Raw genomic sequence first — 21,686 nt, 5'->3', positions numbered from 1 at the left:
GGATCCGCGCCGGTCCTCTTCGTCTCCGACGTGGGTGAGTAAAACGACGCGTTGGCTGCGGCGATCTCGGATGGATAATCGGTCTGTGTCAACCACAAGCCCCTCCCCCTACCTGCCTCCGGCCACGCAACCCGTCCGAGGCGTCGTCTGGGGGATTCACCTGGCCCTGCCACTGCTCGGCCTCTGGTTGCTGCTCGCCCAGCCGCAGATCAACATCATGTGGCACCACAACCACAGCCACTTCTGGATGATCATCGCGGTGGCCGGGATCAACGTGGTGCTCGGTGTGATGATCAGCGAGGCGTCACGGCGGCGCCAGGACGCCCGGCTGTTCCTGGTGTCCATGGTCTTCCTGAGCAGCGCCGGGTTCTTCTTCATGCACGGCCTGGCCACGCCGCAGATCATCCTGCCGACCGGCTCGCTCGGGTTCGACCTTGGGCAGCAGGTCGGGCTCTCGATCGCGGGCGCGTTCGCCTTCGCCTCGGCTCTGCCGCTGGGCGAGCAGACGGCCAAGCGGGTGCTGGGGTCCCAGCACTTCATCCGCGCGCTGCTCTTCGGCTTCATGATCGTCTGGGGGCTCGCGTCGCTCATCTCCGGGCTGACGCCGCTCAGTGAGGCACCAACCACAGAGCCGCTGTCCTGGTTCGCCTGGGCGTCCCTCCCGGGTGTCCTCCTGTACGGCGCGGCCAGTGTGATGATGTTCCTCATTCACCGGCGCCGCCCGTCGGCCATGCTGATCAGCCTGATCACCGCGTACGCGCTGCTGGCCGAGGCCATGATCGCCGGGATGTCGCAGCTCAACTGGACCCTGTCCTGGTGGGAATGGCACCTGCTGCTGACCATGGCCTTCATCTTCGTGGCCTACAGCGCATACCTGCAGTTCAGGCGGGAGGGGTCGAGCGCGGGCCTGTTCGACTCGGTCACGCTGGCGGCGACCGTACAGCGCATCCAGCAGGACTACGACCGGGCGCTGGAGGAGCTGGTCGAGCACGTACGCAGGGGCGAGCCGCTGGCCGCCACCCGGCTGTCGGGCAAGTTCCGGCTCAACGAGGGCCAGGCCGCGGTGCTCGACCGGGCCGGCGAGGCGCTGGCCAACGAGCGCGAACTGTCCGAGCGCCTGGCCGCGCTGGTGGACGTGAGCGCCCAGACCAAGGTCGGCCTGGCCGAGCAGGAGCTGCTGGCCACGTCGCTGGAGCGGGTGCGGCAGGCGTTCGGCGACGTCAAGATCGCCCTTGTCTCGGACGGCAAGACGGAGATCGGCTCGCGCGTGTACCGGTTCGCCGGTGGCGACCCGATCAGACGCGAGCACCTGCTGGCCTTTCCCCTGACCGTCAAGGGCCAGCTGGCCGGCGTGCTGGAGGTGCCCGTCGGGCGCACGCGCCAGGACGAGGCGCTGGCCGCCACGCTGGCCGGGCAGTTGTCGATCTCCCTGGAGAACGCCCGGCTCTACGGGGAGCTGCACACGCTGTTCCACCAGTACATGTCGCCCGACGTGGCGCACGCCCTGCTGGCCGACCCCGGGCAGGCGGCGCTCGGCGGCGAGCTGAAGGAGCTGACCGCGCTCTTCGCCGACCTCAAGGGCTTCACGACGTTCTCGGAGCAGGTCACGCCCGGTGAGATCGTCGAGATGCTCAACCGCTACCACACGGCCGCCGTTCCTTGCATCCTGAACAACGGCGGCACGGTCGTGCAGTTCGTCGGCGACGCGTTGCTGGCGTTGTTCAACGCCCCCGCCACGCAGCCCGGGCACGCCAGGGCCGCCTGCAAGGCCGCGCTGGAGATGCAGCGGGCAGCGGCCGAGGTGGCCGAGGAGATGGCGTGGAAGCGCGTGGACGACATCCCGTGGCCGACGTTCCGTATCGGCGTCAACACCGGTCCGGCCCTGGTCGGCAACATCGGCAGCCCCGAGCTGCGCGGGTTCAACGCGATGGGTGACTGCGTGAACGTGGCCGCCAGGCTCGAGGGCATCGCCGAGCCGGGCACGGTCGTCATCGGGGAGACGACGCTCAAGCAACTGGGCCGCGGCGCGTCGGTCAACCCTCTCGGCAGGCTCAGCCTCAAGGGTAAGGAAGAGCTCGTGGCAGCCTACGTTCTGACAGAATTGTCATAGAAAGTGCGGACCACGTACCGACATAATCGGGCGCATGATTCCAGAGCCCGGTGAGTTCCTGTCCATGCTGACCGACGAGGAAGCGCAAGCCTTCCGCGCGGCCGGTCGCATCCGGCGCTGGGACCGCGGCACGGCGGTGATGAGCGAGGGCGACACGTCCGACTGGGTGCTCGTACTGCTCGAAGGCCGGGTGAAGGTCTCCTCGCACACGAGCAGCGGGACCGAGGTCGTGCTCGCCGTGCGCGGCCCCGGTGGGCTGCTCGGCGACATGTCGGCCATCGACGGCTCCCCGCGCTCGGCCACGGTGACCGCGCTGGAACCGATCACCGGCATCGTGGTGCGCGACTTCCCGGCGTTCCTGGAGGCTCACGGGCGGATCGCCGTGCTGCTCATGCAGCTCGTCACCGGGCGGCTGCGGGACGCGGACCGCAAGCGGATCGAGTACGGCGCGTTCGACACCACAGGGCGGGTGGCGACCCGGCTGATCGAGCTGGCCGAACGCTACGGCGAGAAGACCAACAGCGGTGTACGCGTGGCGCTGCCGCTGTCGCAGGACGAGCTGGCGGGATGGACGGGCGCGTCCCGGGAGGCCGTCAGCAAGGCCCTGCGCACCCTGCGCGACCGCGGCCTGATCGAGACCGGCCGGCGGCGCGTGGTGATCCACGACCTCGACGGGCTGAGGAAGAGGGCCCGGTAACCCCCATCACAAAACGGACGTACGTCGTACGTCATAGTGGAGGGCATGGTCGCGGTCACCCCCCAAGACTCCCAAGACGACAGCCGCCTTCGGTACGCCTGGCGGGTGTGCTCGGTCACCGGCCTGGGGCTGCTCCTCATCGGCATCGCGGGCAGCACGCTCAACGTCGCGTTGCCCACGGTGGTGCGGCACTTCCACGCCGGCGCGCTGGAGTCCGGGTGGATCCTGCTGTCGTTCCTGCTGGTCAACACGGCCAGCCTGGTGTTCTTCGGCCGGGTGGCCGACCTACTGGGCCGACGCGAGGTGTATCTGGGCGGGTTCGCCCTGTTCACCCTGGCCTCGCTGCTGGCCGGGCTGTCGCCGGACGTGTGGTTCCTGGTCGGGATGCGGGTGCTGCAGGCGATCGGCGCGGCCATGATCCTCGCGAACGGCACCGTGATCATCACCGACGCGTTCCCGCCGGAGCGGCTCAGCCAGGGCATGGGTGTCTACATCGGGACGTTGTCGGTGGCGCAGTTGGCCGGGCCCACGCTCGGCGGGCTGATCGCGGAGACCGCGGGCTGGCAGTGGATCTTCTGGGTGAACGTGCCGGCCGGGCTGATCGCGCTCGGCTGGGGCGCGGCCGTCTTACGCAAGATGCCCAGGCGGCCCCGGCAGCCGGTGGATGCGCTGGGCAACGTGCTGGTGTTCGCGGCGCTGTCGGCGCTGCTGCTGGCGCTGTCGGAGGCGGGCTCGGGCGGGCTGGGCAGCCCCGTGGTACTGACCGGGGCGGCGGTGTTCGTGCTGCTGCTGCCGCTGCTCGTGCTGGCCGAGCGTCGATCCGCCAATCCGGTGCTGGATCTGCGGTTGTTCGGAGGGCGGCTGCTGGCGTACGCGAACCTGGCCTCGTTCTGCAACGCGCTGGCCCGCTCGGCGCTGATCCTGGTGGTGGCGCTGTACTTCCAGGCGGCGCGAGGGCTGGACGCCTTCCAGGCAGGGCTGAGCGTGTTGCCGGTGCCTCTGGGCATCGGGCTGGCCTCGCCCATCGTGGGGATGCTGGGCAGGAAGGTGTCACCGTACGCGCTGTCCATCGGCGGGGCGGTGCTGAGCGCAGCCGGGCTCGGCACGCTGATGCTCACGGCGGACCCGCGCACGCCGTACTGGGTGATCGGGATCGGCTTGTTCGTGGCCGGGTGCGGTAGCGGGACGTTCCTCACCGGCAACACGACGCAGGTCATGCGGGCGCTGCCGCAGGACAGCCTCGGCGTGGTGAACGGCTTCCGCGTCATGGTCATGAACATCGGGATCGTGATCAGCGTGGGCCTGTCGCTCAGCGTCCTGACCAGCAGCGTGGGGCCCGGGCTGCGGGCCCAGGTCTACGCGGGCACGCTGTCCGAGCTGTCACCGGTGGCGGTGGGGCAGTTGATGGAGGGGTTCCAGCACGCGTACGCGGTGTTGTTCACGGTGGCCGTGGCGGGCGCGCTCCTGGCCGCCCTGGCACGGCCTCGTCTCCGTTAGTGTGTTACAAAATGTGTTACACTCCTCACATGGGGACTCTCAACGTACGCACCGATGAGGCCATGGAGACGGCCCTCCGCGCGCTTGCAGGAGAGACGAGAAGCCGGTCCGAGGCCGTCCGCTACGCCATCCTTCGCACCTACAAGGAGATGTTGCTGGAGCAGGCCGCGGCGGATGCGGACCGGTTGCGGAACGATCCTGACGACCAGGCCGAGATGCTGGCGATCCAGCGGTTCATGGGCGTCGCGGAGTGATATTCCGGGGCGCGATCTATGAGATCAAAGCGCTTCCAGGGACTCGGGATCATGAGCAACAGGGACGCCGCTATGCGATGATCATCCAGTCGGATCACTTCTCCACCAGCACCATCACGATAGCAATGACATCCGCGAGCGCCGGGCCTGCGGTCTACCGGCCCGAGGTCGAGTTCAACGGGACGAAGTCGCGCGTGCTCACGGATCAGATCTACTCCGTGTCGCCATCGAGGCTCGGCGACTTCAAGGGGGCGCTCGAAGCCCACGAGATCGCAGATCTCGACCGAGCCCTGATGCTGAAGCTCGGCCTCATCTAGAGGGCGGCGGCCAGCCTGGATTCCACGTCGCGGTAGCGGGAGACCGGGATGAGGTGGACGCCGGCGAAGGCGCCGGAGTCGCGGAGCGCGAGCACCTGCTCGCAGGCCGCCTCGACGCCCGCCATGCGATCCGCCGCCACTCGGGCGACCAGGTCGTCGGGGATGGCGATGTCCGGGATCGCGGCGGCCAAGGTGCGGGCGTGGCGCTCGCTGGCCAACACCATGACGCCGGCGTAGACGGGCACGTCCACCGGGTGGGACTCGCGCCAGCGCAGCTGGGCCTCCAACGAGAAGCTGACCTGGGCGAACAGGAAGTCGGCCGTACGCTTCCAGGCCGGCAGCGGGCGCAGCGCGGCGGCCGCGCCGAGGCGGGAGTCCGGCGAGAACTGCCTGGCCTCCTCGATCATCGAGCGGACCGTCAGGTCGCTGGTGCGGTTGCCGCTCGTGGGCTTGTCGCCGTAGACGAACAGGAACTGGTCCACCCCGTACGCCGCCGCCGTCAGCAGGTCGCGCTGGAAACCGAGCAGGTTGCGGTCGCGGGAGTTGAGGCAGGCGATGCCGCGCCCGCCCATCGCCTCCACCTCGTGGGCCACGGCGACGCTCGACACCGTCGCACGGCCGATGTGGTTGTCGGGGATGAGGAACGAGTGAGCGATCTTGCCCAGCGTGCCGATCTGGTGCCTGACGTGCTTCAGATCGGGTTTGGTCGGGGGCTCGATCTCGCAGATCAGCTCGAAGGTCACGAACACGACCCTAACGCCTGGCCGCCAGCGCCTCTATGCCGCTGAGCACGAGATCGACGCCGAACGTGTCGTACAGCATCGGGTCCAGCGTGTCGACCAGCGGCCCCGCCATCTCCACCAGGTACGGGTACTTCTCCATGGGCAATGACCGCAGGCCGGCCTGCTTGGCCCTGACGATGTACTCCTCACCGGGCCGGACGTGCACAGGGGCGTCGGCGATGGCGACGGCGCTCTGCAGCAGATATTTGCTGATCAGGCAGCTCTCCTCCACGTCGAACCCCGCCCTGCGGGCCAGGCCGAGCGCTTGGTCCCAGACGGCCAGGAAGTTCGGCACCGTGACCACGTCGACCTGCTCGAACACATTCTTGGCGCACGGGTGCGCGCGCAGCGTCCTGACCAGACCCACCATGAGGTCGCGCAGCTGTTCCTGCCACGGGCGCTCGTCGGCGGGCTTCGGCACGAAGCCGGCGATCAGGTGGTCGGCCATGCCGGTGAGCAGCTGCTCTTTGTTCTTGTAGTGCCAGTAGAGGGCCATAGGCGTCACGCCGAGGTCCGTGGCCAGACGCCTGATCGTCACGGCGTCGAGTCCCTCGGCGTCGCCGATTTCCAGGGCCCGCTCGGCGATGGCCTGCGCGCTCAGTTTTCCCATCACGGTTGACAACTATACGCCGTACAAGTTGAACTATACGACGTACAAGTACAGCGTATAGGAGGCGTTTGTCATGCGTTGGTGGGCGCTGGTCGCGGTGACCTTAGGCACCTTCATGACCTATCTGGACAACAACGTGGGCAATGTCGCGTTGCCGACCATCCAGCGGGAGCTCGAGCTGACGATCTCGGGGCTGGAGTGGATCGTGAGCTCGTACATCCTGGTCTTCGCCGGGCTCATGCTGGCCGGCGGGCGACTGGCGGACGTGTTCGGGGCTCGCCGGGTGTTCCTCGGCGGCCTGGCGGTCTTCACGGTCTCGTCGCTGGCCGCCGGGCTGGCCACCAGCGGGGGCGTGCTGATCGCGGCGCGCGGTGTGCAGGGTGTGGGGGCGGCTCTGCTCACGCCCACCGCGCTTGCGCTGATCGGGCAGATCTTCCCCGATCCGGGCGAGCGGGGCCGGGCCGTCGGCATCTGGAGCGCCTCGGGGGCGCTGTCCATGGCGCTCGGCCCGGTGGCGGGCGGCTTCATCAGCGAGAACCTGCACTGGGGCTGGATCTACCTGATCAACGTGCCGATCGGGCTGGTGACGTTCGGGCTCGCCCTGTGGGCGGTCCGGCCCGCGATCACCGAGCTCCGGCGAGTGCGCCACAGCCTCGATCTGCCCGGGCTGGTCACGTCGGCGCTGGCGCTGTTCGCGCTGACGTACGCGCTCATCGAAGGCGAACGGGCCGGCTGGAGCTCGCCGGAGATCGTGGCCGCGTTCGGCGTTTTCCTGGCGGCGGCCGTGGCGTTCGTGCTGGTCGAGACGCGGGCTGCGGAGCCGATGATCGTGATGTCGCTGTTCGGGTCCAGGACGTTCACGGGCGGGCTGCTCACCAGCGGGATCTGGTCGTTCGGCGTCTTCGGGATCTACTTCTTCAGCGCCCTCTGGCTGCAGAACGTGCTCGGCTTCTCCCCGACCGAGGCCGGCGCGTCGTTCGTCCCGATGGCCCTGGTCATGGCCGTGGTGGCGATCCTGTCCCAGAGGGTGAGTGCGCGGCTCGGCATGGGCCCGACGGTGGCGCTCGGGATGGCGCTCATGGGCGCGTCCATCTATCTGCTCTCCGGGGTCGGCGCCGACGGCGACTACGCGGACGTGGCGCCCTGGTTCATCCTGTACGGGCTCGGCGGCGGCCTGCTGGTGCCGCTGACCGCCGCCATCCTCAGCGGGATGCCCAAGGACCGCTCAGGCGTGGCCTCGGGCATGCTGAACGTCTCACGCGAGGTGTTCGGGCTGCTCGGCATCACCGTGCTGGGGGCGATCCTGACCTCCAGGCAGAGCGCCAGTGACCTGCCGCCGTTGCCGGCCTTCCTCGACGCCTACCAGTTCACGCTGGTCATCGCGGCGATCGTGGTGCTGGCCGGGATCCCGGTCGCGCTCTACGCCCTGCGGACCGCACGGACCCCGCAGGAGCCTCAGGCGGCCACTTCCGTCACCGTCGGGTCCTCGAACTGAGTGCGGTACAGCTCCTCGTAGCGTCCGCCGGCGGCGAGCAGCTCGGCGTGCGTGCCGCGCTCCACCACGCGGCCGTCCTCGATCACCAGGATGAGGTCGGCTGCGCGGATCGTGGAGAGCCGGTGCGCGATCACCACGGCGGTCCGGCCCGCGAGCGCCTCGCCGAGCGCGGCCTGCACGGCCGCCTCCGAGGTCGAGTCGAGCGCCGCCGTGGCCTCGTCCAGGATCACGACCCTGGGCCTGGCCAGCAGCAGCCGGGCGATCGTGAGCCGCTGGCGCTCGCCGCCCGACAGGCGGTAGCCGCGCTCGCCGACCACGGTGTCGAGGCCGTCGGGCAGCGACTCGATCAGGGTCGCCAGCCTGGCCCTGGTTAGCGCGTCCCAGATCTCGTCCTCGGTCGCCTCCGGCCGGGCCAGCAGCAGGTTGGCCCTGATCGTTTCGTGGAACAGGTGGCCGTCCTGGGTGACCATGCCGAGCGTGTCGCGAATGGAGTCGAAGGTCAGGCCGCGCACGTCCACGCCGCCGAGCCGGACGGCGCCTGAGTCGACGTCGTACAGCCGGGGCAGGAGCTGGGCGATCGTGGACTTGCCCGCGCCCGACGAGCCGACCAGCGCCACCATCTGGCCGGGTTCGGCCCGGAAGGAGACGCCGTGCAGCACCTCGACGCCGCCGCGCGTGTCGAGCGCGGCCACCTCCTCCAGCGAGGCGAGCGAGACCTTGTCGGCCGACGGGTACGCGAACCGCACGTCCTCGAACTCGACCGAGACCGGCCCGTCGGGCACCTTCCCGGCGTCCGGCTTCTCCTGGATGAGCGGCTTCAGGTCGAGCACCTCGAAGACCCGCTCGAAGCTGACGACCGCGCTCATCACGTCAACCCGGGCGCTGGCCAGTGCGGTCAGCGGGGCGTACAGGCGGGTGAGCAGCATGGCCATCGACACCACCGCGCCGGGCGCCAGCTCGGCGCGCAGCGCGTAGAAGCCGCCGAGGCCGTACACCAGGGCCAGCGCCAGCGCCGAGACCAGGGTCAGCGCGGTCACGAAGACCGACTGGTTCATGGCGGAGCGCACGCCGATGTCCCGAACCCGCCTGGCCCGGCTCGCGAACTCGGCCGACTCGTGCGCGGGCCGGCCGAACAACTTCACCAGCGTCGCGCCCGGCGCGGAGAACCGCTCGGTCATCTGGGTGCCCATGGCGGCGTTGTGGTCGGCGGCCTCCCGGCGCAACCGGGCGATCCTGGTGCCCATCCGCCGGGCGGGCAGCACGAAAATCGGCAGGAGCAGCAGCGCGAGCAGCGTGATCTGCCAGGAGATGCCGATCATCGCGGTGAGCGTCAGCGCGAGCGTCACGAGGTTGCCGACCACGCCGGACAGGGTGTCGGTGAACGCCCGCTGCGCCCCGATCACGTCGTTGTTGAGCCGGCTGACCAGCGCGCCGGTGCGGGTCCTTGTGAAGAAGGCGACCGGCATCCGCTGTACGTGGTCGAAGACGGCCGTACGCAGGCCGAGGATCAGGTCCTCGCCGATGCCCGCCGACAGCCACCTGTTGACCAGGCCCAGCCCTGCCTCGGCGATGGCCAGGCCCGCGATGGCCAGCGCCACCACGACCACCACGTCCAGCGGCTCGGCGTTGAATATCGCATCCACCACCCGGCCCGCGAGTAGTGGAGATGCCACTGCCAGACCTGCCAGCACCACGCTGAGCAGCATGAACAGCGCCAATTTCCGGCGGTGCGGGCGGGCGAAGCCGCTGATGCGCCGGAGCGTCGCCCTGGACAGAGGGCGACGCTCCGGCCGGTTGTTCATCGAATACAGCTGGTGCCAGGCGGTCACTTCCATGCTCATGGCATGGAACGCTAGTTCCTCAAGTTAAGTTGAGGTCAAGCGCCGATCTTCTTGCCCTTGCTGTGCCAGACCACGGCGACCGACGGGCGCGGCTGGCCGGCCCCGCCATCCGGCCAGTGGCTCGAGGGCTGTTCCGGGCTCGCGTCGTCGGTCTCGCCCGGGTGCTGCACGGCCACGAACACGCTGCGCTGGTCCTGGGTGATCATCGGGCCGCAGGTCTCGGCGCCGACGGGGACCGTGAGGAACTGGCGCAGGTAGCCGCGTTCCTTGCCGCTCACCGGCATGACGAACAGGCCGTCGTTGCTGTCCAGCGCGTTGCCGTCCGTGCCGATCCACAGGTTGCCGTCGCGGTCGAAGGCCAGTTGGTCCGGGCACGAGATCGGGGAGACCTTGGTCTTGTCGAAGCCGACGAAGTAGGTGGAGGCGTCGTTCGGGTCGCCGCAGACCAGCGGCAGCGACCAGGCGAACTTCGTCGCGCCGGCGTCGTTCCGCTGCTCGACGATCTCCAGGACATGGCCGTGCTTGTTGGAGGGACGCGGGTTGGCCTCGTCCACCTGGGCCGCGGTGCGGTTGCTGTTGTTGGTCAGCGCCACGTAGACCGCGCCGGTGACCGGGTTGCGCTCGACGTCCTCGGGGCGGTCCATCTTGGTGGCGCCCACCTTGTCGGCGGCCACGCGGGTGTAGACGAGCACCTCCGCGGCAGTCATGCCGTCCACGTACGACTTGTCGCCCGACACCAGCGGGATCCACTCGCCGGAGCCGTCGAAGAGGCCGTCGGAGGGCAGCTTGCCGGACCCGTCGATCTCGGTCTTCGGGCTGTCGCCGGTGAACTTGGCCACGAACAGGGTGCCCTCGTCCAGCAGCGTCCGGTTGTGCCGGTCGAATCCGGGGATGTAGCGCTTCTTGGAGACGAACTTGTAGACGTACTCGAAGCGCGAGTCGTCACCCATGTACGCGACCAGGCGGCCGTCCTTGGCGATCGTGGTGGTCGCGGCTTCGTGCTTGAAGCGGCCGAGCGCGGTGCGCTTGATCGGCGTGGAGTCGGGGTCGAACGGGTCGATCTCCACGATCCAGCCGAACCTGTTGGCCTCGTTCGGGTGCTTGGCCAGGTCGAAGCGCTCCTCGACGCGGTCGAACCGGCGGTTGCCCGACGGGGTGCCGGTGATGAGCGTGTAGCGGGTGGCGTACGGCTTCTGCTCCGCGGGGACCTTGTCGGCGTTGACGAAGTACTGGTCGAAGTTCTCTTCGGCGGTCAGCACCGTGCCCCACGGGGTGGTGCCGCCGGCGCAGTTGTTCAGCATGCCGACCGGCTTGACCCCCTGGGGGTCGGCGGCCGTCTTCAGCAGGGCGCTGCCCGCGGCCGGGCCGCTGAACTTCATGGGGGTCTGGGCGGTGATGCGCCGGTTGTAGCGGCGGCGGCCGCTGGTGACCAGCTTCCACTCGCCGCTGCCCTTGCGCTCGATCTCCACGATGGAGCCGCCGTGCGCGGCCAGCCCGATCTTGATCTGCTCCTCGGTCGCGGCGGCCCCGCCCGTGTAACCCCGGAACATCAGCGTCTCGTCGCTGTACTCGTGGTTCACCCAGAGCAGCGCACGGTCGCGGCCCATCGGGAACAGCGTCACGAAGTCGCAGTTGTAGCCGAACTGCTTGCTCTGGGCGTCGGCGGTCTGGTTGTCGAAGTCAAAAGCGGGCGCACCGGGCAGCACCGGGTCGCCCCAGCGCACGACCACGGAGGAGCTGTAGCCGTCAGGCACGCGCAACGCGTCTTCCTTGTTCGGCGGCACAGGGGTGAAGCGCAGATCGCCGCTGCCACCGCTCGGCCGGCCCTTGGCCTCGGCCCCGGCCTCGGGGTCGGCGAATGCCGGTGTCGCACCGGCCACGCCCACGCCCGCCACGAGGGCGCCCAGTGCGCCGGCCCGCAACATGCCCCGGCGCGACAGCGCCTCCTTGACCACATCCCCGAAATAGGTGTTGTCCGTCGTGTTGCCGTCATCGTGCGCGCACGCGTTGCCGCAGCGGAACTGACAGGTCAGCGCGGATCGGCCACCTTTGTGCGGGGTGGAAAGCAGCGGCAGCAGCTGCCGGCCCCCCATGAGGTTCGCCACAGGTCCTCCAGATAAGTGCGCGGTTGTACGGCGGGGACGCTACGGCCACCGCTGAAACCGAAGGTGAACGAAGACCTCCGTCTCGATGAACGCTTCCCGGGAGACAATGGTGGGGTGCCTGCACGCAAAGTAGATCCAGAACGGCTGAGAGCAGCCCTCGATGGCCAGTTGGTCGCCCTCGACGAGCCTCCCTACGACGGGCCGGCGTCCGCCCTGCCCGACGCGCTCGTCGCGGCCGTGCTGGCCGCCTACGACCAGGGGCTGCGGCCGGAGCGTGACGCGGCCAGGCAGGCGGTGCGTTACCTGCTCGACAAGCTGGCGGCCGCCGCGCCCGGCCGGACCGTCGAGATCCGCGTCCCACCGTACGCCGCCGTCCAGGCCATCGCCGGGCCCCGGCACACGCGGGGCACGCCCCCGAACGTGGTCGAGACCGACGGGCGGACCTGGATCGAGCTCGCGCTCGGCCGGTTGACGTGGGAGGAGGCCATGGCGAAAGGCGCGATCTCCGCCAGCGGGTCCCGCGCCGATCTGTCAGGCCACCTGCCGCTGCGTTAGCGGCTGCTCGCGCTCATCCAGGGGAACCTCTCCTCGAAGCAGCGGTCGACCTGCTCACTGGGGAGGTGGGCGCATTGCTGGACCACGTTCCAGAACCAGAGGGCCACGATCGCGAAGAGGATCAGGGACAGGACGCTGATCACGATGCCGGCGATGGCGCGGCCCTTGCCCGCGCGCCTGGCCAGTGCCACGCATCCGAAGACGATCGACAGGATCGCGGTGATCAGGCCGGTGAAGCAGACGAACACCAGGAAAGGGCTCGCCACGCCGAGGACCAGCGCGGCCGTGGCCAGGCCCTGGCCGGTCCTGTCCTGCTGCCCAGGCTGGTAGGGAGGGCCTGGGGCCCCGTACGGGGCTCCGGACGGGGGCGGCCCGTAACCCGGAGGGCCGCCGTACGGGCTGGACGGGGTGGTGCCGGGCACGCTGGGCGGTTGCTCCTGTGAGCCTGCGGCGTACTGTCCGTACGGGGTGACGGGCGGCCCGCCGCTCGGGGCCCCGTGCTCGTACCGCGATGGCGCCGGCCTGCTCGGCGGCTCCTCCTGCGGCGCACCCTGCTCGTACCGGGACGGCTCCGGCCTCCCCGGCTCCTCTTGCGGCGGCGCGCCCTCCCAGCCGGGATACCGCGGCGTGGCCCCCGGGATCGGGTACGCCGGAGTCGTCTCGGCGTCGCCGCCCGCCGGCTCCGGTGTCTCGGGCGCGGTGGGCAGGTCGGGGTGCCTGGGCTCGCCGGCCGGTCGTGGCTCGTGCGTGGGCGGCACGTCAGGCTGCGGGACCACGGGTGGCGCCGGCGCGATCGGCTCCTCGTCCTCGCGAGCCGGCGGCTCCGGCTCTGGCTCGGGGACGTCCGGCGGCGTCGGTCCCGGCGCAGGGGTGCCCGAAGGCTCCTCCTCGGGCACGACACCGCCCGTGGGTCCGGTGCCGGGCGGGCCGCCGGCCGACCATCCGGGCGGGGTCTCGTCGCCGCCCGTCGGCCCGGGCTCGTAGGGCCTGGGCTCGTGTTCGCCCTCTTCCGTACGGTCCTCGCGCGGGTCCTTGCCCTGGCGAGGCTCGTTCGGATCCCCAGATGTGGTCACGTCTGCGTCTCCCGACGGGTTTGCATGCCGGATACTTCACCCTTTCGCGGAGGGCGTCGGTTAAACCACATGACACGGTAAGAGGACGTCCATAGTTGGGTCTCCATGCGCCAAAGCAGAAGGTGACGGGCAAGATGAGGACATGCTGGACGAGACCCTGTCGTACGCATTGATCAAGCTCATGAAGACGCAGCGCAACCAGCTGGCCGCGTCCCTGGCGCCGCTCGGCCTCCACGTGGGACAGGAGATGCTGCTCAACCAGCTGTGGCGCGAGGACGGGCTGACGCAGGGTGAGCTCATCGCCAGGCTGGGCGTCGAGCCGCCGACCGTGACGAAGACCCTGCAGCGGCTGGAGCGGGCCGGCTTCGTCTACCGGGCGCCCGATCCGGACCGGCCGCGAGTGGGCCGGGTGCATCTCACCGACGCCGGCAAGGCGCTGCGCGAGCCGGTGGAGGAGATCTGGAACAAGCTGGACGAGGACCTCCAGCGCGGCCTGGCCGACGCCGAACGCGATCTGCTCGCCAGCCTCGTCCGCAAGCGCCTCTAACCCTTTCACTTCCAGCGAACCACCCTTGCGCGGCAACACATCATCGAGTTAGCTGGCTAATTAGTCGGCTAATCTAGATTTTGAGGGGAAATTTACATGCACGTTCTCATCACCGGTGGCTCGTCGGGCATCGGCGCCGCGACCGCGCTCGCGTACGCCCAAACGGACGCGCGCGTCACGATCACCTACAACTCCGGCGCGGACCGGGCGGCCGAGATCGTCAAGCGGATCGAGGCGGAAGGCGGCGAGGCGGCGGCAGTCCACCTGGACCTGGAGGACCACACGACGATCGCGCCCGCCGTCGCCCAGGCCGGCCCGGTGGACGCGCTCGTCGCAAACGCCGTCCGCTGGGGCACGATCATGCCCAACAGCATTCCTTTCGAGGACGTGCCCGCCGCGGAATGGACGGCCGCCCTGCACGCCAACGTCGTCGGCAACGCCCTGCTCGCCCAGGCCGTGCTGCCTGAGATGAGGCGGCGCGGGTTCGGCAGGATCGTGTTCGTGTCGTCCGGGGCGGCCGAGGAGGGATTGCCGGGTCCCGGCCCGTACGGCACCGCGAAGATGGCCCTGCACGGCATGGCCCGCGCCCTCGCCTGGGAGGCCGGCAGGGACGGCATCCTGGTGAACGTGGTCGTCGCCGGCCTCACGGTCACCGGCGTCTCCCGCCCCATCCCGCAGCCGGTCCTGGACCAGATCGCCGCCCGTACGCCCAGCCGCCGCCTGTCCACGGCAGACGACCTGGCCGCGCTGATCGTCTTCCTCGGCTCCGCCGCCAACCGCAACGTCACCGGGGAGTTCGTCCGCGACGGGTCGAATGCGGGCAGGTCATCCCACGCCCTGTGATATCGACCCGGGGTGCGAGCACGGATTCGGCCGACCTAGACTGAGCCATGTGCTGAAGGGCGACGGCCGGCTCGGCCATGACCTGGACCCCCATGACCGCGCTCCTAAGGACGCCTGTGGCGTCTTCGGTGTGTGGGCTCCAGGCGAGGAAGTCTCAAAACTGACCTACTACGGGCTGTACGCGTTGCAGCACCGCGGCCAGGAGTCCGCGGGCATCGCAGTCAGCGAGGGTAGCCGCATTCTCGTTTACAAGGACATGGGCCTGGTCGCCCAGGTCTTCGACGAGTCTGTGCTCGGCACCCTCCGCGGCCACCTGGCCATCGGCCACTGCCGCTACTCCACGACCGGATCGAGCGTGTGGGAGAACGCGCAGCCCACGCTGAGCTCCACCGACGTCGGTGGCCTCGCGCTCGCGCACAACGGCAACCTGATCAACACCCCGGTGCTGGCCCAGCGCCTGGCTCCGGGGTCGACCAGGGCCACCACCGACACCGAGGTCCTGACCACGCTGCTGGCCCAGGATCGCACCCGTTCCGTCGAGGACGCGGCCGCCGAGCTGCTCCCGCAGGTCAAGGGCGCGTACTCGCTCGTGTTCATGGACGAGAAGACGCTGTACGCGGCCCGCGATCCGCAGGGCATCCGCCCGATGGTGCTCGGCCGCCTCGAACGCGGCTGGGTGGTCGCCTCGGAGACGGCCGCGCTCGACATCGTGGGCGCCACGTTCGTCCGTGAGATCGAGCCGGGCGAGCTGCTCACCATCGACGAGCGCGGCGTGCGATCGCGCCGCTTCGCGCTGGCCGAGCCGAAGGGCTGCCTGTTCGAGTACGTCTACCTCGCCCGTCCCGACACCACCATCGCGGGCCGCGGCGTGCAGGTCACCCGGGTCGAGGTGGGCCGCGAGCTGGCCCGCGAGCACCCCGTGGAGGCCGACCTGGTCATCCCCACGCCGGAGTCCGGCACCCCGGCCGCCGTCGGCTACGCGCAGGAGAGCGGGATCCCGTACGGGCAGGGCCTGGTCAAGAACTCCTACGTGGGCCGCACCTTCATCCAGCCCTCCCAGACCATCCGCCAGCTCGGCATCCGGCTCAAGCTCAACCCGCTACGCGAGGTCGTCGAGGGTAAGCGGCTGGTGGTCGTGGACGACTCGATCGTGCGGGGCAACACCCAGCGCGCCATCGTCAAGATGTTGCGCGAGGCGGGGGCTCGCGAGGTGCACGTACGCATCTCCTCGCCGCCCGTGGCCTGGCCGTGCTTCTACGGCATCGACTTCGCCACCAGGGCCGAGCTGATCGCGGGCTCGCTGACCGTGGAGGAGATCCGGGCCTCGCTCGGCGCGGACTCGCTCGGCTACATCTCTCTGGAGGGGCTGACCAAGGCCACCACGATCCCGGCCGACCGCCTGTGCAGGGCCTGCTTCGACGGCTCCTACCCCATCCCCATCGACCAGGACAACGTGGGCAAGTTCGTGTTGGAGAGCAAGGCGTGAGCGAGCGTAGCGAGCGAACCATAGACACAGCAGCACAAGTGCTCACGCTGCCGACGAAGGAGGCTGCGTGAGCACTTACGAGGCCGCCGGGGTCGATATCGCGGCCGGTGAGCGGGCCGTCGACCTGATGAAGAGCAAGGTGGCGCGCTCGCGCCGCCCCGAGGTGGTCGACGACGCCAGCGGCTTCGCGGGCCTGTTCGACGCCTCGGCCCTGCTGCGGTACGAGCGGCCGCTGCTGGCCACCTCCACCGACGGTGTGGGCACCAAGGTCATGATCGCCCAGCAGTACGGCAAGCACGACACCATCGGCATCGACCTGGTCGGCATGGTTCTGGACGACCTGGTGGTGTGCGGGGCCGAGCCGCTGTTCATGACCGACTACATCGCCTGCGGCAAGGTGGTGCCCGAGCGCATCGCCGAGATCGTCGGCGGCGTGGCCGAAGGCTGCCGCCTGGCCGGGGCCGCGCTCGTGGGCGGCGAGACGGCCGAGCACCCGGGTGCGATGGGGCCGGACGAGTACGACCTGGCGGGGGCCGGCACGGGGGTCGTGGAGGCGTCCGCCATGCTCGGGCCCTCCCTCGTCCAGGAAGGCGACGTGGTGCTGGGCCTGGCCTCCTCTGGCGTGCACTCCAACGGCTACTCGCTCGTGCGCCACATCCTGCGCGAGGCCTCGCTGTCGCTCGACACCGTGGTGCCCGACTTGGGGCGGCCGCTGGGTGAGGAGCTGCTCGAGCCGACCCGTATTTATTCGCTCGACTGTCTGGAGTTGGCCCGTACGGGCACGGTCCACGCCTTCGCGCACATCACGGGCGGTGGGATCGAGGGCAATGTGTCGCGCTCACTCCCCGGCCACCTGGACGCGCTGCTCGACCGGTCCTCCTGGACGCCTCCCCCGATCTTCGGCGTGCTGGCCGGGCATGGGCGGGTGGCCCAGAAGGACATGGACCGCACCTTCAACCTGGGGGTCGGCATGGCCGCCATCGTCGCCCCTGACGCCGCCGACGCCGCCATCCGCCTGCTGGGCGACCGCGGCCTGGGCGCCTGGGTCCTGGGCGAAGTCGTCCCAGGCACCGGCCAGGCCCGCTACCGCTGACCCCCGCCACACCTCCTCACGTCTTCTCGCCGACGCGGCCAGGTTGGCATGCGCCTCTAGCGGCTCTTCCCCAAGCTGGGCATCAGCTCACGGTCGCGGTCACGCGATGTGTTGCGACTCAGGTGCTCTTGTGGCGCTGGTAGTAGCGGGCCACGCGCACCCGGTTGCCGCACAGATCGGGTGAGCACCAGCGGCGGCGTGGGTGTGCGGGCAGGAACACCATGCGGCAGTCGGGGCCCTCGCAACCCCGGATCCGGCCCACGGCCGGGTCGGTGAGCAGGTCGGCGGCGGCCTCGGCGAGCTGGGAGAGCAGGCGGGCCAGGTCGTCGCCATCCCGGCCCCTGCCCGTGCGGAAGGTGCCGTCCCGCCACTCCAGCACGCGGTAGGGCGGCGCGGCGCGGGCCGCCTCGTTGAGCGCGGCGACCGCCGCGTCCGGCGGCGCGGCGCCCTCGCGTACGGCGTTGAGCGCCAGCTCCACCTGGCTGCGCAGGCGGCGGACGGCCGCCAGTCCGGCGGACGTGAGCGGGGCCGACGGCGGAGTGAGCCGGTCGGCCTGGCGGGTGAGCCAGGTCTGGAAGTCCCCGGGCGCGTCGAGGGCGTCGAAGTCCCGGGTACGGGTGTTGACCAGGTCCAGCGCGAGCGGCTCACCGATGAGGAGCTCCATGGGATCTAATGGTACATCCCTGGGTTGACCCATTAGATGGGAGACACGTATAACTAATGCATCTTCAACCGAGAGAGGCATTAGTCGTGGACATTCCCGAGGTGCGGCACGGGTTCGTGGACGTGGACGGCGTGCGAGTCTTCTACCGGGAGGCGGGTCCGGGGGACGCGCTGCCGGTGCTGCTGCTGCACGGCTTCCCCTCCGCCTCACACCAGTACAGGCGGCTGATGGACGCGTTGGGCGACCGCTACCGCCTGATCGCGCCCGACTACCCCGGCTTCGGGCACACCGAGGCGCCGGACGGTTTCGTCTACTCCTTCGACCGGCTCGCCGACGTGGTCGAGGGGTTCGTGCAGAAGATCGGCCTGGACCGGTTCGTGTGGTACGCGTTCGACTTCGGCGGCCCGGTCGGCTTCCGGGTGGCGGCGCGGCATCCCGAGTGGATCGCCGCCCTGATCGTCCAGAACGCCAATGCCTACGACGAAGGCCTCTCCGAGCTCGCGCGCAAGACCATCGAAGCCCCCGTGGCGGATCTGTTCACGCTGCCGGTCACGCGAGGTCAGTACGAGGACGGCACGACGGACCCATCACTGATCGCGCCCGATGGATGGACGCTCGACCAGCACTTCCTCGAGCTGCCTGGACGCAAGCAAGCACAACTGGCGCTCGCGCTCGATTACCGGTCGAACCTGGAGCTGTATCCCGCCTGGCAGGCATGGCTACGCGAGCACCGCCCGCCCACGCTGGTGCTCTGGGGACGGGGGGACGCGATCTTCCTCGAGACCGGCGCGCACGCGTACCGGCGCGACGTGCCCGAGGCCGAGGTACACGTGTTCGACACCGGGCACTTCGCGCTGGAGGAGAAGCTTCCAGAGATCGCCCCGCTCATCGCCGGATTCCTTGCCCGGCAAGCGTGACGAAAGCCCCACGGTTGCCCGTGGGGCCCGACGAACATGGGCGAGGATCCGGCACGCCGGGCCCTCGGCCACGTCAACCAGGAGTGTGGCTATCGACGGCCGGACGGACGGCCATCGTCGTCGTCTCCGGTGTCATAGTCATCGGCGTAATCGGCATAGCGATCCGCCAGCTCATCGTTGAGGTCGTCGGCGTCGTCATTGCGGCTGGAGTCTCCGACCCCGAGTTCGTCGCGAAGACGGTCAAGATCCGTGCCACCGCTGTTGTACTTCAGCTGGCGAGCAACCTTGACCTGCTTGGCCTTTGCTCGGCCGCGCCCCATTGGCTCGACCCCCTCGTGTGGGGTCGTCCCCGACCCCTCGTCGCTAACGCACCACACACTGACGCCGCCTGACTTTGGGCGTCAGCCTATCGTTCGCCTATTACCGTACCTGTTTTGTGCTCAGCTCGGTACGCCGTATGGGCGTGGGGCGTCAGTGGCCCAGCCAAATAGCCCTAATACGCCCGACTTCCGACATTCTGCGCTCAGCTAGCCTATCCGCTGCGACCGCGGGAGGAACGCCCTCATCGGCCGCGATTCGGAAGATCTTCAGAGTCGTGTCATAGATCTGGGCGGCCTTGGACCTGGCCCGCTCCATGTTGAAGCCCTGGATCTCGTCGGCGACCTGGATCACCCCGCCGGAATTCACGACGTAGTCGGGCGCGTACAGGATCCCGCGTTCGGCGAGTTGCTTCTCGACACCCGGGTGGGCGAGCTGATTGTTGGCCGCACCGCAAACGATTGTCGCTTTCAGCCGAGCCACGGTGTCGTCGTCGAGCGCGCCGCCCAGCGCACAAGGCGCGAACACGTCGATGTCGGCCGACGTCAGGGCCCTGGCGTCGGGCACCACGTCCACTTCCGGGTGCCGCAGGCGGACCCGTTCGATCGCCTTCGGGCTGACGTCACAGATCACGACCTCGGCGCCGTCTTCGCGCAGGAGCTCGACCAGGCGGTGACCCACCTTGCCGACCCCTTCGACGCCGACCCGCTTGCCGCGCAGCGACGGTGTGCCGTACACCCGCTCGGCCGAGGCACGCATGCCCTGGAACACGCCGAACGCCGTCAGGATGGACGAATCCCCCGCCCCGCCGTTGGCCAGCGTACGGCCGGTCACGAAGCGCGACTCGCGGGCGACGACGTCCATGTCCTCGCTGTAGGTGCCGACGTCGCAGGCGGTGATGTAGCGCCCGCCGAGCGACTCGACGAACCTCCCGTACGCGCGCAGCAGCGCCTCGTTCTTGTCCTGGGCCGGATCGCCGATGATGACGGCCTTGCCGCCGCCCAGGTCAAGTCCGGCAAGGGCGTTCTTGTACGCCATGCCCTTGGCCAAGTTGAGCACGTCGGCGAGGGCCGCCTGCTCGCTCTCGTACGGATAGAACCGGGTGCCTCCCAGCGCCGGCCCGAGGGCGGTGTTGTGGATGGCGATGATGGCACGCAGGCCGCTCTGCTCGTCGGCGCAGAACACGACCTGCTCGTGGACGTCCTTGTGGGACGTGCCGAAGACGTCGGTCACGGTAGTGACTCCCTGTCCGGTCCGCCGCACCGTTGCGGCGGAGATCACCTCACAGAGTAGTAAGCCACAACGATGCATGCAGGGTCGCTTCGTGACACGATGCCTCCGTGCTGCCCTATGCCGCCTACCTCCGTGTCTATGAGCCACTGACCGCGTTCGCCGAGTCCGAGCGCAAGGTGTGGGCCGATTACGCCGACTCACGTGACCGCCCGCGCCGCGCGAACGCGCTCAATGCGGAGCACGGCGAGTCGGTCATGCGCCTCCTCGGCATGCCCCCTCAACCCGTTCCCGCTCAGGAGAGCCCCAACGCCTATCTACGGCGTGTTGAAGACCGTCTGTACGTTTGCCCCTGGCAGAGCCGTCTGCGCTCATGGCTGGCGTTCTCAAGGCTGCGCGGGACCACTCCCGTGAAGCTGATGGACCGCCTCGTGCCCAAGGGCGTGGCCGAGCAGATCGCCGACGACTTCGACCGGTTCAAGCGTCAGGCCGGGTCGTCCGCGTTGCGCACGCACATTCGCACTACGGCGTGGCATGTGCCGCCATCGTGGTTCGTGCCGTTTGATGGGAACGAGCGCTGGCTGGTACTCGGCTCCACTCCTGGACAGGACGTGAAGACCACGGCGACCGGACGCAACCTCATCTACGTCACGTCCATGGCGCAGGCCAGGAGACGGGCGGCGCGGGCACTCAACGTGCTGCGCAAGCATCTGGGCGACGTGGCGGCCAACTTCGACGTGGAGGACATCGCGCGGTGGCTGGAGGAGTTCCACCCGCATTCGCTGGTCGAGCTGGACTACGGCGGTCTCGTGCACCTCATGGACGACGACGCGCTGCAGGCCGACCAGTCGGTGGCGGAGCTCTCGGCGGCTCTGACGGGCCTGGACACGGGTCAAGAAGAACTTGCCTACGCCATGTACCAGAGGGTGATCCTCCGGTGGAAGTCAATGCAACTGCTGGAATCTGCCAACTGAGCCCCAATACGGCCGTCTGACCTGCATGAGTAGGTCACGTCTCACGGCTGCTCTCTTCTGCGAACTGAGTAGTTTGCCGTTTTCACTGCGATACCACGAACCGTGTCGCTAGAATCACCGAGCGTGACATGGCCACGGGGGGCGGGCAGTTGGGTCAAAGAAGGGCTCGCCAATCGCTCAGCGTGGCGGTATGGTCACATCGGGTGATACCGCATATGGCCCAGAAAAGCCGCACGCTCTGGGCCGTAGGTGGACATCCGTGACACGCGCAAAAGGCA

Annotated in this window: 21 protein-coding genes; 13 read left to right on the top strand and 8 right to left on the bottom strand. The window is 69.3% G+C overall.

Annotation, left to right across the window (positions count from 1 at the left end; translation table 11 throughout):
• Positions 1-85 precede the first annotated feature (85 nt).
• Genes ACTWPT_RS51640 through ACTWPT_RS51620 form a run of 5 tightly spaced genes read left to right on the top strand, consistent with a single transcriptional unit; the run spans position 86 to position 4,875 of the window.
• A complete protein-coding gene (locus tag ACTWPT_RS51640) occupies positions 86-2,110 on the top strand; it encodes an adenylate/guanylate cyclase domain-containing protein (RefSeq protein ID WP_443184928.1) in 2,025 nt (674 codons plus the stop codon).
• Between the two features lie 34 nt (positions 2,111-2,144).
• A complete protein-coding gene (locus ACTWPT_RS51635; RefSeq protein WP_443184927.1) occupies positions 2,145-2,807 on the top strand; it encodes a Crp/Fnr family transcriptional regulator in 663 nt (220 codons plus the stop codon).
• 45 nt (positions 2,808-2,852) lie between these two features.
• Positions 2,853-4,304: an MFS transporter gene (locus tag ACTWPT_RS51630; RefSeq protein ID WP_443184926.1), complete on the top strand. Its 1,452-nt coding sequence runs from the start codon at positions 2,853-2,855 to the stop codon at positions 4,302-4,304.
• A gap of 29 nt (positions 4,305-4,333) precedes the next feature.
• Entirely contained in the window at positions 4,334-4,558 is a 225-nt protein-coding gene (locus ACTWPT_RS51625; protein ID WP_327587635.1) for a hypothetical protein, read from the top strand.
• The gene (locus ACTWPT_RS51620) at positions 4,555-4,875 is read left to right on the top strand and encodes a type II toxin-antitoxin system PemK/MazF family toxin (RefSeq protein WP_443184925.1); all 321 of its coding nucleotides are present in this window, start codon (positions 4,555-4,557) and stop codon (positions 4,873-4,875) included. The genes ACTWPT_RS51625 and ACTWPT_RS51620 overlap by 4 nt, the downstream gene beginning before the upstream one ends.
• On the opposite strand, the gene ACTWPT_RS51615 is transcribed toward ACTWPT_RS51620, so the two are convergent.
• Entirely contained in the window at positions 4,872-5,618 is a 747-nt protein-coding gene (locus ACTWPT_RS51615) for a methylenetetrahydrofolate reductase (RefSeq protein WP_443184924.1), read from the bottom strand. The genes ACTWPT_RS51620 and ACTWPT_RS51615 overlap by 4 nt on opposite strands.
• Before the next feature lie 10 nt (positions 5,619-5,628).
• Positions 5,629-6,267 carry a TetR/AcrR family transcriptional regulator gene (locus tag ACTWPT_RS51610; RefSeq protein ID WP_443184947.1) on the bottom strand — a complete coding sequence of 213 codons (639 nt, stop codon included), beginning with the start codon at positions 6,265-6,267 and terminating at the stop codon, positions 5,629-5,631.
• 73 nt (positions 6,268-6,340) lie between these two features.
• On the opposite strand from ACTWPT_RS51610, the gene ACTWPT_RS51605 reads away from it, so the two are divergent.
• On the top strand, positions 6,341-7,762 hold the full coding sequence (locus tag ACTWPT_RS51605) for an MFS transporter (protein WP_443184923.1): 1,422 nt from the start codon (positions 6,341-6,343) through the stop codon (positions 7,760-7,762).
• On the opposite strand, the gene ACTWPT_RS51600 is transcribed toward ACTWPT_RS51605, so the two are convergent.
• Positions 7,723-9,603 carry an ABC transporter ATP-binding protein gene (locus ACTWPT_RS51600; RefSeq protein WP_443184922.1) on the bottom strand — a complete coding sequence of 627 codons (1,881 nt, stop codon included), beginning with the start codon at positions 9,601-9,603 and terminating at the stop codon, positions 7,723-7,725. The genes ACTWPT_RS51605 and ACTWPT_RS51600 overlap by 40 nt on opposite strands.
• A 35-nt stretch (positions 9,604-9,638) precedes the next feature.
• Positions 9,639-11,696 carry a PhoX family protein gene (locus tag ACTWPT_RS51595; protein ID WP_443184946.1) on the bottom strand — a complete coding sequence of 686 codons (2,058 nt, stop codon included), beginning with the start codon at positions 11,694-11,696 and terminating at the stop codon, positions 9,639-9,641.
• A gap of 126 nt (positions 11,697-11,822) precedes the next feature.
• Here ACTWPT_RS51595 and ACTWPT_RS51590 point away from each other — a divergent pair, with 126 nt between their 5' ends.
• Positions 11,823-12,263, top strand: a complete 441-nt coding sequence (locus ACTWPT_RS51590; RefSeq protein ID WP_443184921.1) for a sterol carrier family protein — start codon at positions 11,823-11,825, stop codon at positions 12,261-12,263.
• Here ACTWPT_RS51590 and ACTWPT_RS51585 read toward each other — a convergent pair.
• Complete coding sequence (locus ACTWPT_RS51585) at positions 12,260-13,336, bottom strand: hypothetical protein (protein ID WP_443184920.1); 1,077 nt, start codon at positions 13,334-13,336, stop codon at positions 12,260-12,262. The two genes, ACTWPT_RS51590 and ACTWPT_RS51585, sit on opposite strands and share 4 nt — an antisense overlap.
• Before the next feature lie 142 nt (positions 13,337-13,478).
• Between ACTWPT_RS51585 and ACTWPT_RS51580 the strand changes: the two genes are divergently transcribed.
• The 4 genes from ACTWPT_RS51580 to purM all read left to right on the top strand — a co-directional run bounded on the left by ACTWPT_RS51580 (position 13,479) and on the right by purM (position 17,305).
• Positions 13,479-13,883, top strand: a complete 405-nt coding sequence (locus ACTWPT_RS51580; protein WP_443184919.1) for a MarR family winged helix-turn-helix transcriptional regulator — start codon at positions 13,479-13,481, stop codon at positions 13,881-13,883.
• A gap of 96 nt (positions 13,884-13,979) precedes the next feature.
• Positions 13,980-14,726, top strand: a complete 747-nt coding sequence (locus ACTWPT_RS51575; protein WP_443184918.1) for an SDR family NAD(P)-dependent oxidoreductase — start codon at positions 13,980-13,982, stop codon at positions 14,724-14,726.
• Between the two features lie 49 nt (positions 14,727-14,775).
• Positions 14,776-16,212 carry an amidophosphoribosyltransferase gene (purF, locus tag ACTWPT_RS51570; protein ID WP_443184917.1) on the top strand — a complete coding sequence of 479 codons (1,437 nt, stop codon included), beginning with the start codon at positions 14,776-14,778 and terminating at the stop codon, positions 16,210-16,212.
• A gap of 67 nt (positions 16,213-16,279) precedes the next feature.
• The gene (gene purM / locus ACTWPT_RS51565) at positions 16,280-17,305 is read left to right on the top strand and encodes a phosphoribosylformylglycinamidine cyclo-ligase (protein WP_443184916.1); all 1,026 of its coding nucleotides are present in this window, start codon (positions 16,280-16,282) and stop codon (positions 17,303-17,305) included.
• Between the two features lie 118 nt (positions 17,306-17,423).
• Here the strand turns inward: purM and ACTWPT_RS51560 are convergent, their stop codons facing one another.
• Positions 17,424-17,969 carry a CGNR zinc finger domain-containing protein gene (locus ACTWPT_RS51560; protein WP_443184915.1) on the bottom strand — a complete coding sequence of 182 codons (546 nt, stop codon included), beginning with the start codon at positions 17,967-17,969 and terminating at the stop codon, positions 17,424-17,426.
• An 86-nt stretch (positions 17,970-18,055) separates the two neighbouring features.
• On the opposite strand from ACTWPT_RS51560, the gene ACTWPT_RS51555 reads away from it, so the two are divergent.
• Positions 18,056-18,886, top strand: coding sequence for an alpha/beta fold hydrolase (locus ACTWPT_RS51555; protein WP_443184914.1), 831 nt, complete (start codon positions 18,056-18,058; stop codon positions 18,884-18,886).
• A gap of 89 nt (positions 18,887-18,975) precedes the next feature.
• On the opposite strand, the gene ACTWPT_RS51550 is transcribed toward ACTWPT_RS51555, so the two are convergent.
• Positions 18,976-19,206: a DUF3073 domain-containing protein gene (locus ACTWPT_RS51550; RefSeq protein ID WP_138666154.1), complete on the bottom strand. Its 231-nt coding sequence runs from the start codon at positions 19,204-19,206 to the stop codon at positions 18,976-18,978.
• Between the two features lie 151 nt (positions 19,207-19,357).
• On the bottom strand, positions 19,358-20,437 hold the full coding sequence (locus ACTWPT_RS51545) for a Glu/Leu/Phe/Val family dehydrogenase (RefSeq protein ID WP_443184913.1): 1,080 nt from the start codon (positions 20,435-20,437) through the stop codon (positions 19,358-19,360).
• Between the two features lie 107 nt (positions 20,438-20,544).
• Here ACTWPT_RS51545 and ACTWPT_RS51540 point away from each other — a divergent pair, with 107 nt between their 5' ends.
• Positions 20,545-21,408 (top strand): hypothetical protein, encoded by an 864-nt coding sequence (locus ACTWPT_RS51540; RefSeq protein WP_443184912.1) that lies wholly within the window; start codon positions 20,545-20,547, stop codon positions 21,406-21,408.
• Positions 21,409-21,686 lie beyond the last annotated feature (278 nt).

This window comes from Nonomuraea sp. 3N208, assembly GCF_052245935.1.
Taxonomy (GTDB): domain Bacteria; phylum Actinomycetota; class Actinomycetes; order Streptosporangiales; family Streptosporangiaceae; genus Nonomuraea.
The sequence above is the reverse complement of the archived record's forward strand: the minus strand, read 5'-3'. Positions and strand labels throughout refer to the sequence as shown.

What these genes read in the sequence shown, in the direction of transcription:
- ACTWPT_RS51635 (WP_443184927.1), top strand. Translation starts at nt 2,145, where the DNA reads ATGATTCCAGAGCCCGGTGAGTTCCTGTCCATGCTGACCGACGAGGAA.
- ACTWPT_RS51630 (WP_443184926.1), top strand. Translation starts at nt 2,853, where the DNA reads ATGGTCGCGGTCACCCCCCAAGACTCCCAAGACGACAGCCGCCTTCGG.
- ACTWPT_RS51625 (WP_327587635.1), top strand. Translation starts at nt 4,334, where the DNA reads ATGGGGACTCTCAACGTACGCACCGATGAGGCCATGGAGACGGCCCTC.
- ACTWPT_RS51610 (WP_443184947.1), bottom strand. Translation starts at nt 6,267, where the DNA reads ATGGGAAAACTGAGCGCGCAGGCCATCGCCGAGCGGGCCCTGGAAATC.
- ACTWPT_RS51605 (WP_443184923.1), top strand. Translation starts at nt 6,341, where the DNA reads ATGCGTTGGTGGGCGCTGGTCGCGGTGACCTTAGGCACCTTCATGACC.
- ACTWPT_RS51600 (WP_443184922.1), bottom strand. Translation starts at nt 9,603, where the DNA reads ATGAGCATGGAAGTGACCGCCTGGCACCAGCTGTATTCGATGAACAAC.
- ACTWPT_RS51595 (WP_443184946.1), bottom strand. Translation starts at nt 11,696, where the DNA reads ATGGGGGGCCGGCAGCTGCTGCCGCTGCTTTCCACCCCGCACAAAGGT.
- ACTWPT_RS51580 (WP_443184919.1), top strand. Translation starts at nt 13,479, where the DNA reads ATGCTGGACGAGACCCTGTCGTACGCATTGATCAAGCTCATGAAGACG.
- ACTWPT_RS51575 (WP_443184918.1), top strand. Translation starts at nt 13,980, where the DNA reads ATGCACGTTCTCATCACCGGTGGCTCGTCGGGCATCGGCGCCGCGACC.
- ACTWPT_RS51560 (WP_443184915.1), bottom strand. Translation starts at nt 17,969, where the DNA reads ATGGAGCTCCTCATCGGTGAGCCGCTCGCGCTGGACCTGGTCAACACC.
- ACTWPT_RS51550 (WP_138666154.1), bottom strand. Translation starts at nt 19,206, where the DNA reads ATGGGGCGCGGCCGAGCAAAGGCCAAGCAGGTCAAGGTTGCTCGCCAG.